The following is a 12,770-nucleotide window of genomic DNA, read 5'->3' as shown; positions in this document are numbered from 1 at the left end:
TCATGCGGTAGGCAGGCGGCTGAACCCGCTGAGAGATTCGATCTCGACCGGTCGAGTCACCAGCTCATCCACACGCGCACCCGGCGGGCCTTGCCTGCACCAGTCCACCATCTGCATCACCAGCGGGTTGTCTCCTTGGATATGCGCTTCGACCTGCCCGCTGACGAGGTTTCTCACCCAACCCACCACACCCAGTCTGCAGGCCTGTCTGAGCGCTGCATCGCGGAACCCAACACCTTGAACCCGCCCCGTGATCAACACCCGCACCGCTTCGCTCATGTCGATCTCGACGCCTCGGCCATACCAGCACGATATTGCTGCTCGGCATCAATCAGACCATTCATGGTTTGCACCTCCAGATTCAACCGGACCATGTAGTATGCGCAGTTTTCGGGCAATTGGCTCTTGGCGGCCATTTCCAGCTCCTTGCAATTCTCCGCCACCCGCTTGGCACCGATCTGTGCTGCCGACCCTTTCAGCCGGTGTGCAGACCGCGCCACACGGTCCCAGTCCTGTTCAGCCAGGGCGGATTCGATGAGCGGCATGATTTCCTGGACTGCAGCATGATACAGATCGATCAACTGCGGCACGATGTCCTCGCCCAGCGCCGAGGCAACCTCGTCCAAGGCCTGTCGCAAGGCTACGCCGTCGCTATCTTGCAGCTTCTCGCCAATCAAGCCTGGGACAGGCTCAGCATGGTCCAGTTCGCGGGTCGGTGCTGGCTCAGGTGCAGATGCCGGCTCAGGTGCCGGAGGGGGCAGACGAGGCACCCATTTGTCCAGCACCTGCCGGAGGGCGTCCGGCGTAATCGGCTTGGTCAGAAAGTCATTCATGCCCGCCACCATGCAGGCCTCACGTGTTGACTCAAATACATTGGCCGTGAGTGCGGAAATCGGTGTTGTGATGCCTGCCGCACGAATCCGCTTCGCAGCTTCTATCCCATCCATCACCGGCATCTGCCCATCCATCAGGATCAGGTCATATGGAAAGTGCGCTGCCGCCTCGACCGCCAACGCCCCGTTCTCCACCACATCCACCCGACAGCCCTGTTTTTCCAACATCAAGACGACCACCTTCTGATTGACTGGGTTGTCCTCCGCAACCAAAACAGTCGGGACATTTCTGGACTCCTGCTCGGACATGGTTTGCAGGGTGACCATTTCCTGACCACCCTCCGCTGGTGCCACCAACACATTCCGCAGGCAGGCAGCCAGCTGCTCGGCCCGCACTGGCTTGGTCAGATAGGCAGCAAATTGCGCCTGACGCGCTTCACTGCCCTGCCCCCGCCAGGCAAGCGAGGACAGCATGATCATCGGCAGCTGCCGGAACTGCATGTCGCTCCGAATCCGCTCCGCCAGCTGAATGCCGGTCATGTCCGGCAATTGGTAATCCACCATCACGCAATCGACCTGCGCATCGATATCATAAAGTGCCGCCAGGGCGGTAACCGCATCGCCTGCGGACACAACATGCGCACCCAAGCCATTCAACATCTGGCGAAGCATCTGGATCAGGCTGGGTGAGTGCCCACACAACAGGATACGGCGATCAGTCAGATCCACAGTTATAGGTGCCATGTCGGGCTGGTCCTGAGCCAAGCCCAGCTCGATATCAAACCAGAACGTAGACCCCTTGCCCATCTTGCTTTCTGCACCCATTCCTCCTCGCATTGCCTCCGCAAGACGTTTGGAGATCGACAGCCCAAGCCCGGTTCCACCATATCGGCGGGTCATCGAGGCATCAGCCTGGGTGAATGGCTGGAACAGCTTGCTTATCGCCTGCTCTTCTATCCCAATGCCTGTGTCGGTCACCGAGACACGGATACGGAAGCCATGCTCGGTCTGATTGATCCGATTGGCCCGCACGATGACTTCGCCCTCATTGGTGAATTTGACTGCATTGTTGATCAGGTTCAGCAGAATCTGCCTGACCCGCCCCGGGTCGCCATTGACCCGGTGCGGCACATCCGGCTGGGTCAGCAGTATCAATTCCAGTTTCTTTTCCGCCGCCTTGGCCGCCACCATGCTGAGCACATCTTCAAACAGGCGCCGAAGGTCAAAGTCGATCTGCTCCAGCTGCAGCTTGCCCGATTCGATCTTCGACAGATCCAACATGTCGTTGATCAGCACCATCAGCGCATCGCCAGCGCTGTTGATGGATTTCACATAACCCACCTGCTCTTCATTCAGGCGAGTGTCCAACAGCAGTGTGGCAAACCCCAAGACTGCATTCATCGGCGTCCGGATCTCATGGCTGATGTTGGCCAGAAACGCTGTCTTGGCGCTGTTGGCCGCCTCGGCATCCGCTCGTGCTTTGGAAAGCAGCTCTTCTCGTTGCTTACGCTCGGTGAAATCATCGATGATCCAGATGGTACCGCGTGCCGCATCGCCTGGCTCTACGGCCTGAGCCATCAGGCGGCCCCAGAAACGGCTGCCGTCTTTACGACAGATCCATAGCTCCTGTTCCAATGTGCCACCAGCCGGCAGAACCGCCGCAGCCTCTCTGCCCACCGCTTCGTAGGCAGCTCGGCTCTCATAGATGATGGAGCCAGGCTGCCCCTCCATCTCGGCGCGCTGGTAGCCAAGCATCTCCAGCATTTTGGCGCTACAACGCTGAAAGGTACGATTGGATGTCAACGCAATGCCTACGCTGGCATGATCGAAGATCACATCATGCATGGCCAGGGTATCCCGCAGTGCGGTTTCACGAGCCAACAGGGTATCGATATCGAAATGGGTGCCTATCGCCCGAAGGGGCTTGTGGTCCTCGGTCCACTCAATCACCTGCCCCGAATCGCGAATCCACTTCCACTCACCCGTCTTGGTGCGCAGCCGGTGGTCGCACACATATATGGCCGTCTCACCCCGGAAATGCGCTTGCAAAGCCATATAGGTGCGCTCCAGATCATCCCGATGCACCAGATTCTCCCAGGCGGAAAGCTCTGGAGAGATCTCATCCAGCTGATATCCAAGTTGCGCAGCCCATTGCTGGTTGTAGATCACCCGATTGGTTTGGATATTCCAGTCCCACAGCCCCAGGCCAGTGGCTTGTATCGCCAATTCCAACCGGGCTTCGCTGGCCTGCAGATCATGGGTCATCCGGTTCGCCTGTGCCTTGGCGGCCCGTTCCGTCCGTTGCAGGGCCCACACCACGCCCGCCAGCAACATGCTGATCGTTGCACCCAATAAGCCAATCAGATCCGGCGAGGTCAGCCGTAGTCTTTCCACAAACTGCTCTGAGCCAGAAATCACAAGCTGCCAGCTGCGACCGCCGATCTTGATTTCACGTTGCAGCGCCAGATCGACGTTATCCCACAATGTCCGGTAGGTGACGGGCACCACGCCTGGCACTTTGTCGGCATCATAGATAAGACCCAACGGAGTGTTTTGCTTGGTCAGATCAGAGATGCTGACATCCAGGCCCTTGGCCAAGGTCTGGTCCAGCCCTTCCAACACATCATCGATGCGCACCGGAACATAAGCCCAGCCCCAGATCGCCTGTTCACGTTGTGCCTGGGTCTCCTGCGGCAACCCTGGTTTATAGATAGGCAACAGATATAGAAACCCCGGCACGCGTTTTGCGTCCTGCACCAAGATGATCGGTGCGGTCAGGGTAGGTTTCCCAGTCCGTATGGATGACATGGCCGCCTCATAGCGATGTGGCTCGGATGCCACATCCAGCCCAATTGCTGGTTTGTTCCGCTTGATCGGCTCGATCAGAAAAATGATGAAATACGGCGGGGTGTGCGGCTTGAGCTGTTTGAGCGCAACCGGGAAGCCATGCTCTCGCTCCCAGCGTCGCAAAAAGGCTGGCGCCTCAGCTTCCGTCAGATAGCGGATGGCACCGAAACCCAGCGCACCAGGAAACTCAACCGTCACATCCCGTGATGCCAGATAGGTGCGCAACTCGGCCAGATTAGGGCGATCAGGGTTGGCGACGAAATGCCCTGCCAAGCCCCTCAGCCCATATTCAAACCGCTGCATGCGGTCTTCCACCCGGCCAGAAATCTGACCCAAGGTTTCATTCAAGCGTCGGGTAATGGTCTCGTGATTGCCATGTGCAACAAGCATGGCAGCCAGATAGCTCAACCCCAGGCCAAACACCAGCAAGGCCACGGGCAACAAGGCTGACAACCGTTTCAGGAAGGGATTGCTCATTGATGAGGTCGCACGCTTTCAATGTAAGGTGATGCCGACTGCCACAATGCCCAAGAGCCAGATGGCACAGCCATGAAGCCCGCCAGCAGAACCGATTATCTTTATGCGGTATAGACCATCCATCGCGATTTCGCGGCAACCAAAGCTGCCGCTATAATGGTCGGTCTTTCGTGCAACACTCCATTGAGAACAATCATGTCCGACAAACGCAAGATTCTGGTGACCTACGCCCTACCCTACGCCAATGGCAGCATCCACCTAGGCCATATGGTCGGCTACATCCAAGCTGACATCTGGGTCCGGTTCCAGAAAATGCGTGGCCATGATTGCCATTACGTCTGCGGTGATGACACCCACGGCACCCCGATCATGATCAATGCCGAAAAGCAAGGCCTGAAGCCAGAGGCGTTCATCGCCAAGATGTACGATGAACACGTCGCTGACTTTGCCGGTTTTCACATTGGGTTCGACAACTATTCGCACACCAATACCGACGAAAACCGTGAGATCGCCTACGACATCTACCGCCGCCTCACGGCCAACGACAAGATCGCCAGCCGAACCATCCGTCAGCTGTATGACCCGGAAAAAGGCATGTTCCTGCCTGATCGTTTCGTCAAAGGCGAATGCCCGAAATGTCATGCCAAAGACCAATACGGCGACAGCTGCGAAAGCTGTGGCACCACCTACAGCCCCACTGAGCTGCTCAATCCTTACTCAGCGGTTTCCGGCGCAACGCCCGTCATGAAGGAAACCGAGCATTTCTTCTTCCGACTGACCCAGTGCGAGGACTTCCTGAAAGGCTGGACACGTGAGGCAGGCCGCCTGCAGCCCGAGGCCAGCAACAAGATGCAGGAATGGTTCGAGGCCGGCCTGCAAGACTGGGACATCACCCGTGACGCACCCTATTTCGGGTTTGAGATTCCCGATGCGCCGGGCAAGTATTTCTATGTCTGGCTCGATGCACCCATCGGCTACATGGCTTCCAGCAAGTTATTGATGGATCGTCTGGGCCGTGACTGGCTGGAATTCTGGGGCAAGGATAGCAATGCCGAGCTGTACCATTTCATCGGCAAGGATATTCTCTACTTCCATGCGTTGTTCTGGCCTGCTGTGCTCGAATACGCTGGCTTCAAAACCCCCAACGCGGTCAATGTGCATGGATTCCTGACTGTCGATGGCGCCAAGATGAGCAAGTCACGCGGCACCTTCATCACGGCGGGCAGCTACCTGAAGCTGGGCCTGAACCCGGAATGGCTACGCTATTACTATGCAGCCAAGTTGAACAGCCGCATCGAAGATGCCGACCTGGCGCTGGATGATTTCATCAACCGCGTCAATTCCGATCTGGTGGGCAAGTATGTGAACATCGCCAGCCGTGCCGCCGGCTTCCTCAACAAGCGCTTCGGCGGCAAACTGGCGGACACGCTGCCACCATCGGATCTGCTGACCGCATTGCAAGTGGCGGGCAATGAAATCGCTGAGCTGTTTGAAGCACGTGAATTCAGCCGTGCGCTGCGTGAAGTCATGGCGCTGGCCGACATGGCCAATCAGTATGTGGACGAGCAAAAGCCCTGGGAGCTGGCCAAGCAAGAAGGCATGGAGACCAAGCTGCATGAGGTGTGTACCACCTGCATCAACTTGTTCCGCCTGTTGACCATCTACCTGAAGCCGGTGCTGCCGAAATTGGCCGAGCAGGTCGAGCAATTCCTGAACATCGCGCCACTGGGCTGGGCGGACAGCAAGACTTTGCTGCTGGGGCACACCATCAACCCCTACCAACACTTGATGACACGGGTCGAGCCCAAGCAGATCGATGCCCTGCTGGAAGCCAACAAGCAAAGCCTGCAGGCCCCCACACCCGCCCCAGCGCCTGCCGCAGAGGCGCAGCAGTATGAAGCGATTGCCGAGACCATCTCGATCGATGATTTCAGCAAGGTGGATCTGCGTGTGGCCCGGATCGTCGATGCCAAGGCCGTGGAAGGTGCTGACAAATTGGTGCAGCTGACGCTGGATATCGGCGCCGAGACACGTAATGTGTTTGCTGGCATCAAGTCTGCTTACAAACCAGAAGACCTGAAAGGCCGTTTGACTGTGATGGTGGCCAACCTGGCCCCGCGCAAGATGAAATTCGGCCTGTCGGAAGGCATGGTGCTGGCCGCCAGCTTCGAGGACAAGGGCTCGGGCCTGTTCATCCTCAGCCCTGACAGCGGCGCCCAGCCCGGCATGCGCATCCGTTGACACCAGCCCCGCTGGCATGACCGAGGCCTGGGTCGGATCGTGTCAGCCGTAGCGGATGGTGCTCCCTACAGCCTGCTGAATCAACCAGCAGGCTGTTTCACATTCCATCACCCTGCTCCCCTGCCTGGTCGTGAACAGTGCCCCCACTGCAGGTAGGAACATGCATCAGAACCCGCATCAGGTCTGCCTGGCGGTTGGTGCCAGTCTTACGGAACAGATTTTTCAGGTGTGACACCACGGTGCTACGCGCCACAGTCAACGATGATGCGATGTCGCTCGGCACCTGGCCTGCCAGAACCCTCTCCGCAACCCGCTTCTCACTAGGCGTCAACCCAAACAATTGACCTGCGATCTCCATCCGCCCCGCCCGCTGGTGGTCCGGATCGCTCAGCATCGCCAATACACCCTGCGTACCGTTTGGCACACTGGCGGGCAATGGCAACAGCACCAGCTGGTGGAACAGGTTGCTGCTTTGCTTGGTGACAAGGTATGCCACATGATCATCACCAGTCAGTTGATGCGTCCGGGCCAGCCGACTGACCGCTGAGGTAAAGCGGCTGTTCAAGGTTGATTCCCGGAATTGCAAGCGCTGCGCCACATAGCGGAGATTCACGGATTGGCTCAGCATGGATTCAAACACACCGTTACAAAACTGAATACTTGCCGAGGAATCCAGCAGTGCAATGCCGATGTTCCAACACGCAAGGCTGTGGCAAAGCGCCTCGTTGAGCGTGGTTTGGAAATGCTGACGTTGGCTCAGCCGGATCACCCGCTCGATATGGGGCTTCAGATACAACATCCGCTCGACGAGATGCGGCTCCACGCCGCCCTTGTCCTTAGGTACCGCCGCACCCATCAGCACGGTTGTCTCCGCATCATGGATCACCCGCACGCCTGCGCTATAGAAAAGATTCGTTCGCGACAGAAAGCCACGATAAAACGCCGTATCAGTAAAGGTGTCATCCGAAATATATTCGCGCTGATCATATGACACGGGTGCCGATTGCTGGAGTAGCGCCTGCAGGCGGATGTCTTGCGCCATGAATACATCGATATAGTCGTCGATATCATTTGGCGGATATTCACGCTCCAAAATCAGTTGAGGGCGGTGTCCCCGTTGTATGATCAGCAGCCCGGCGGAAAGCTGATCCTGCCCCGCTGCAAAGCCTGTGATGAAATCACGCAGACACTGTGGGTCATTGATGCTTTCATAAAGCACAGAGATCAAATCGATATTTTCGACCTGTGTTGGCTGCCGCATAAATAACCTCTTCTCTCTATTTCCCCAACAGGGAAATCACTACCGACAATTCAATATATGTCAATTCAATCAATAAGTAAGTACCCACCATCGTCATTTTCAAGTTATTGCACCATATAGGCAACCCCACTGCCCCACGCTGACTTAAGTTGGAATTGCAAACCCTTTTTACTTTTGAATATTCATATATTTAATGATCGAAAAAATATATAGATACACCGCCAGTCTCAATAAAATTATCTGAAAACCACCAAAAACAGGCTATAACTCAGTAAGTAGGCAGTTTCGGACAACTTACCATGAAGCCACCTCCGATGCGCGACACCTTCTTCAGTCGCTATTTCTTTTTTGGCCGGATTGATGACACGCCGCTATTGAGCCAAAGCTTCAAGCTCCGTTATCAGGTCTATTGCCTTGAGAAGCGCTTTCTTTCCGCCCAGCACTTCGAGAATGGGGAGGAGTTCGACCACTACGATCTCGATTCCACCCACTTTGCTGCAATTGACCAGACAGATGAATTGGTCGGCACCATCCGGATCGTCGGGCAGCACACCCATCGATATCCGCTTCAAGAGCATTGCGAAGTCTCCTTACCCGGTCTACCGAGGTCGGCGGTTGAAATTTCTCGGCTGGCAGTCAGCAAGCAATATCGTCGCCGGGCCAATGATGATGCATATGGGGCAAGCAGTGATTACGTCATGTTGCCACCAAGCGTCCGAGAGCAGAGCGTTCGCATGCGCCCGGAAATCGTACTGGGCTTGTATCGTGCGGTGTTCCATTACTGCCAGGCACAGCAGATCGAGTATCTGCTGGCCGCAATGGAAACCGGTTTGCTCAGATTGCTCAACCGGCTTTGCATGGACTTTGTTCCGATCGGCCCGGAAGTCGATTACTACGGCCCGGTCAGGCCATTCATGTTGAATATCCGCGACTATGAGCGGGTGCTGCGGGCGACCAGGCCCGATCTGCACGAGGAGTTCTTCGCCAGCGCGGAATACCTGACTGCCCCGCAACGCCTGCAATGACGCCGTCAGCCCTAGCTTCTGATTTTCCACCCTCATTGGAGTGCGACCATGAAGACTTTCGCATCCGATCAAGACAAAGCCGCCCGTCGGGCCTTTCTGGATTCACTCTGCCAGACCGCGCCCGCCGAGCTGCTCAAGCAATCGGAAATGGATGCCATCACCGCTTTCAACCGGGCTTTGCAGACGGTACCGGCCTATGTGAAACAGCTGCAACAACATGGTCAGCCCACGACCCCCATCGAGTCGATCGGTCAGTTTGTGGCGCGCGCACCCTTGCTCAATAAACACAACACATTTGGTCAATACGCCATCCACGACTTGTGTGTGGATGGCAATCTGGAGGGTGTACGATCATTACTGACCAGCTCAGGGCATTCCGGCGTGTTTTCATTTGGCGTCAACACCGCCACCAACCTGGAAAACTCATCGAAGTCGATTGATGCCGGGCTACAGTATCTGTTCAATATCGATGAACTCAGCACATTGGTCATCAATGCACTGCCAATGGGCGTCAAAGTCCACACCCGAGCCACCGTGCTGGCAGAAACCAGTGTGCGGGATGATATGGTGTTCGCTTTGGTGCAGCGCTTTGCTGGCGAGTTCGATCAGATCGTGATGATCGGTGAAGGCTCGTTCATCAAACGGATCATTGAAGACGGCCAGGAACGCCACGGGATCGACTGGTCCAAGTTGCGAGTCCACCTCGTCACGGGGGAAGAAGGCATTGCGGAGAACTACCGGACCTACATCGGCCAACTGATGGGCATCGAGCAACTCGACCAACCAGGTGGGCGCTTGATCATGTCATCCATGGGCGTGGCCGAGCTGGATCTGAACATCTTCCACGAAACCCCCCACACCATCACCATGCGCAGGCTGGCCCATCAAGACCCCAGTTTGCGCAAGGCGTTGTTTGGGGTCGATACGCCTTTCTGTCCGATGTTCTTCATGTATTACCCGCATCGCTGTTACGTCGAGACGCGAGACGCGGGCACCAGCTGGCCAGAGGTGGTGATCTCGATGCTCAGCCCGGAGATGAAGCTACCCTTGCTCCGTTACTGCTCAGGTGACTACGGCAACATCTTCCAACACGAAACTGTACTGTCGGTGCTACAGCAGCATGGCCACACCATCACGCCGGATCTGAAGCTGCCCTTCATTACCGTCTATGGTCGAGGCAAAGCCCTGCCGACCACCACAGGGCCACTCTACCCAGAGGCTGTCAAAGAGGCCATCTATGCAGACAGCACCATTGCCGCAGCGCTGACCGGCAACTTCCGCCTGAGCGCCCCCAACACCAGTGGGCGGTTGGATCTGCAATTACGGCATGGCAAGCAGCTATCCAGTAAACAACTGGACAATCTGCACGGGCACCTGTTGACATATGCAAGGGCCAAACCCGACATCGTGACTCATCCTTACGCCACCTTCCCTTACTGTATGGAAATCGACTTCGAGCGGAAGTTCGCCTATCTCTAGACCCTGCCCCGACCAGATCGAGTTTTGGGCAAGTACAAATAGGAAACGGGCTGCACATACGTGCAGCCCGATTCGTATCGCTTGTTACCGTCTGCGCAACGCCAAGCCTGCGCCCGCCAGCCCCAGCACCATCAACATCACACTACCAGGCTCAGGCAGCAGCATGGCAGAGGCAATCGGGTCTGCGTTACGACCGCCCCAGCCGTTCTTCCCCTCACCGGAGTTCGGATCGACTGCTGTCAGCGTATTGACAGCATGGAAGTCCGACAAACCCTTGTTCTGCCCATTGGTGTCGAACGTTGGACATAGAATACCCGCAACGCAGCTTGCGAAAAATCGACCAGACCCCGTGGCCGGTAAGGTAATGTTGGATACATCCTGAAAGAAAGTCGCCGTTCTTTCGTCAAACGCAGTGGTGGGATCATCCTCCGTGACGATCCCCACATCAAACGTCAGACTCATCAACAAGACACCATCCGTCATCGCCCCAAACCGGTTGAAGGCAGTGCGGTCAGAGGCTTTGAGCCCATCCGTGCCGGCAAAGCCAGGATTGGTTCCACCCACCGCCTTATCCAGATAGAAGTCCAGATGGATTTTCCCATCGCAGCCGAAAGCCGCATTGGTACAACCCACATTGAACAATTTCTGCCCCTGCGTTCCCCCGGATATATTGCTAGCATCAGCAATACCATAGATCATGAACGATATCATTTCGTTATTCATGCCTTGCTGCCAGAATATATCCGCCGGATTCCCCTCCCGCGCGATGCTGGTCAGATACCCCGCCCCAAATGTACTCTCAAGCCCAGACCCGAATTTCCCAGCCCCCCCATCCGCACTGGTAGCCGTATACCCGGTGTACTTCAATTCGACTGGCGTTGCCACCTTCACTGCTGCTGAATGCGCAAAAGGCAATACTGATAACCACGTCACCGCCAATGCTTTTGCAACCCAATCCATCTTCACTTTCATCTCCTTATCATTGAGAGAAATCCATATCCAAAAGCTTCCGTTTAAGCAATCATGGAGTTAGCAATAAACATACCAAAGCAAAAAATAACGAGTTATCAATGAATTGATAAATAAGACCATAGAAATACAAATAAATATCGACACCACCATTCATACTACTAATTACCCAATAAGCATATTCGAAATATAACTCAAAAATATAGTAAAAATCATATATTTAGATAAAAACAGGCTCACTCACCAACATCAATCAATTTTTAAATATAACAACATATCAATTGAAAACACCGCATTCCAACACAACAACAGATCAGGACGCATCAGCAATATTTTTGAAACATTCAACACAATCAACAACAAGAAAACACCACCATGTCAGAACTCGCAATGCCAGCCCCATAGGTATCAGATGCCCCCTGCCAGCCCAACCCTTGATACACCGTTAAGTCAGCCGCGCTGTGGATCACCACCAGCAAGTCATCCAACCCCAGTTTGAGGATTTTGTGCAGCTCGATCACAATGTGCTTATCAGCCAGCGTCAGCGTGGTTTACAGCCGATGGTCCGTGTGAGAGCGATCTTCGATCGCTGTCCAGACTCTTCCATTGGCGAATGGTGTCAATGGTAATGTTGTGGCGAGCCGCCACCTGGGCCTGAGTGCAGTTGGCCCGCTGAATCGCTTTGCGAATGGCCAGCGTAATGCGGGTTTGCTCGTGCAGTTTGACGATCATGCTGTTTGAGCCCTGAGCACTTTCCAAAGCTTGTCCAGACCCTCGCGAGCCATGGTAAATTTTCAGAAGCGTTTACGCAGATGACCGCCTAGAATGCAGCACCTAGGGAATCGCCAGGATCGAGCCACTGTATTGATAGCCCACTACTACATATGGCACGATGCGATTGCCTTGATGACGTTGTTGCGGGATGGTCGTTCAAGTGGGGATCGACATGGAGATGGTACGCGTGACTTGGGAGCCATTGGTAATAGGTGGCTGCAGACCCGTCCAAAGATCACTCCACCCCATGGCCCCGCCACCAACAAGCTGGCTGTTTTCATTCCCTCATTTCTGTTTGACTGAAATGCAGAACAAAAGGACTGCACCATGGTACTGACCGTTTTCTATGACAGCCAATGCCCGCTTTGTATGCGCGAAGTAAAAATGTTGACCCGATTGGACAAGCGCGGTGCCTTACACTTCATCGATGCCGCGGCCAACGATTTTGACGCAAGCAGTTGGGGCTATCAGCAGCAGGAGCTGATGGCTCGATTGCACGCATTGGGAGAGGATGGCCGACTGTATACCGGCATGGATGCCGCACGCGCTATGTACACTGCCATCGGCGCAGGCTGGCTGGTAGCGCCGACCCGACTGCCCGGTCTGCGACAACTGACCGATGCAGCCTACCGGTTGTTCGCTCGACATCGGCTGAGAATTGGCCGCTGGCTGGGTCGTCAGGATTGTGATAGTGGCCACTGCCGCATCAATTGACGCGTGCGATATCACCAGTCGCAAGCAATGCATGTGCCAGCAAGGGCTTGGCGTACCCCTCCTCCTCGACGCAGGAACATGACTGGGCAGCCACGCTCACGAGCACATCCTTTACCGATGCTTGGTCCGATCCAAGCGTCAGGTGTCCAA

General features: G+C 55.5%; 9 protein-coding genes. 5 read left to right on the top strand and 4 right to left on the bottom strand.

The features are described 5' to 3' along the window. Window positions 1-279 (bottom strand): acylphosphatase, encoded by a 279-nt coding sequence (locus HNQ59_RS04235; protein WP_184035647.1) that lies wholly within the window; start codon window positions 277-279, stop codon window positions 1-3. Beyond that, window positions 276-4,157: a CHASE domain-containing protein gene (locus HNQ59_RS04230; RefSeq protein ID WP_184035644.1), complete on the bottom strand. Its 3,882-nt coding sequence runs from the start codon at window positions 4,155-4,157 to the stop codon at window positions 276-278. Before HNQ59_RS04230 ends, HNQ59_RS04235 begins: the two co-directional genes overlap by 4 nt. A gap of 195 nt (window positions 4,158-4,352) precedes the next feature. Here HNQ59_RS04230 and metG point away from each other — a divergent pair, with 195 nt between their 5' ends. After that, on the top strand, window positions 4,353-6,398 hold the full coding sequence (gene metG / locus HNQ59_RS04225) for a methionine--tRNA ligase (protein ID WP_184035641.1): 2,046 nt from the start codon (window positions 4,353-4,355) through the stop codon (window positions 6,396-6,398). Window positions 6,399-6,495: 97 nt separating this feature from the next. Here metG and HNQ59_RS04220 read toward each other — a convergent pair whose 3' ends face one another. After that, window positions 6,496-7,659, bottom strand: coding sequence for a helix-turn-helix transcriptional regulator (locus HNQ59_RS04220; RefSeq protein WP_184035639.1), 1,164 nt, complete (start codon window positions 7,657-7,659; stop codon window positions 6,496-6,498). A 299-nt stretch (window positions 7,660-7,958) separates the two neighbouring features. Here HNQ59_RS04220 and HNQ59_RS04215 point away from each other — a divergent pair, with 299 nt between their 5' ends. Both HNQ59_RS04215 and HNQ59_RS04210 read left to right on the top strand, forming a co-directional pair. Next, window positions 7,959-8,684, top strand: coding sequence for a PEP-CTERM/exosortase system-associated acyltransferase (locus HNQ59_RS04215; protein WP_184035637.1), 726 nt, complete (start codon window positions 7,959-7,961; stop codon window positions 8,682-8,684). Window positions 8,685-8,732: 48 nt separating this feature from the next. Continuing rightward, a complete protein-coding gene (locus tag HNQ59_RS04210) occupies window positions 8,733-10,163 on the top strand; it encodes a phenylacetate--CoA ligase family protein (RefSeq protein WP_184035635.1) in 1,431 nt (476 codons plus the stop codon). Window positions 10,164-10,247: 84 nt separating this feature from the next. On the opposite strand, the gene HNQ59_RS04205 is transcribed toward HNQ59_RS04210, so the two are convergent. Next, window positions 10,248-11,135, bottom strand: coding sequence for a PEP-CTERM sorting domain-containing protein (locus HNQ59_RS04205; RefSeq protein ID WP_184035633.1), 888 nt, complete (start codon window positions 11,133-11,135; stop codon window positions 10,248-10,250). A gap of 822 nt (window positions 11,136-11,957) precedes the next feature. On the opposite strand from HNQ59_RS04205, the gene HNQ59_RS04200 reads away from it, so the two are divergent. Continuing rightward, on the top strand, window positions 11,958-12,209 hold the full coding sequence (locus tag HNQ59_RS04200) for a hypothetical protein (RefSeq protein WP_184035630.1): 252 nt from the start codon (window positions 11,958-11,960) through the stop codon (window positions 12,207-12,209). Window positions 12,210-12,233: 24 nt separating this feature from the next. After that, window positions 12,234-12,620 (top strand): thiol-disulfide oxidoreductase DCC family protein, encoded by a 387-nt coding sequence (locus HNQ59_RS04195; RefSeq protein ID WP_184035628.1) that lies wholly within the window; start codon window positions 12,234-12,236, stop codon window positions 12,618-12,620. Window positions 12,621-12,770: the final 150 nt, after the last annotated feature.

The sequence above is a fragment of the Chitinivorax tropicus genome (genome assembly GCF_014202905.1).
GTDB classification, from domain to species: Bacteria; Pseudomonadota; Gammaproteobacteria; order Burkholderiales; family SCOH01; genus Chitinivorax; species Chitinivorax tropicus.
The sequence above is the reverse complement of the archived record's forward strand: the minus strand, read 5'-3'. Positions and strand labels throughout refer to the sequence as shown.

What these genes read in the sequence shown, in the direction of transcription:
- HNQ59_RS04195 (WP_184035628.1), top strand. Translation starts at nt 12,234, where the DNA reads ATGGTACTGACCGTTTTCTATGACAGCCAATGCCCGCTTTGTATGCGC.
- HNQ59_RS04215 (WP_184035637.1), top strand. Translation starts at nt 7,959, where the DNA reads ATGAAGCCACCTCCGATGCGCGACACCTTCTTCAGTCGCTATTTCTTT.
- HNQ59_RS04235 (WP_184035647.1), bottom strand. Translation starts at nt 279, where the DNA reads ATGAGCGAAGCGGTGCGGGTGTTGATCACGGGGCGGGTTCAAGGTGTT.
- HNQ59_RS04230 (WP_184035644.1), bottom strand. Translation starts at nt 4,157, where the DNA reads ATGAGCAATCCCTTCCTGAAACGGTTGTCAGCCTTGTTGCCCGTGGCC.
- HNQ59_RS04205 (WP_184035633.1), bottom strand. Translation starts at nt 11,135, where the DNA reads ATGAAAGTGAAGATGGATTGGGTTGCAAAAGCATTGGCGGTGACGTGG.
- HNQ59_RS04220 (WP_184035639.1), bottom strand. Translation starts at nt 7,659, where the DNA reads ATGCGGCAGCCAACACAGGTCGAAAATATCGATTTGATCTCTGTGCTT.
- HNQ59_RS04210 (WP_184035635.1), top strand. Translation starts at nt 8,733, where the DNA reads ATGAAGACTTTCGCATCCGATCAAGACAAAGCCGCCCGTCGGGCCTTT.
- metG (WP_184035641.1), top strand. Translation starts at nt 4,353, where the DNA reads ATGTCCGACAAACGCAAGATTCTGGTGACCTACGCCCTACCCTACGCC.
- HNQ59_RS04200 (WP_184035630.1), top strand. Translation starts at nt 11,958, where the DNA reads ATGCAGCACCTAGGGAATCGCCAGGATCGAGCCACTGTATTGATAGCC.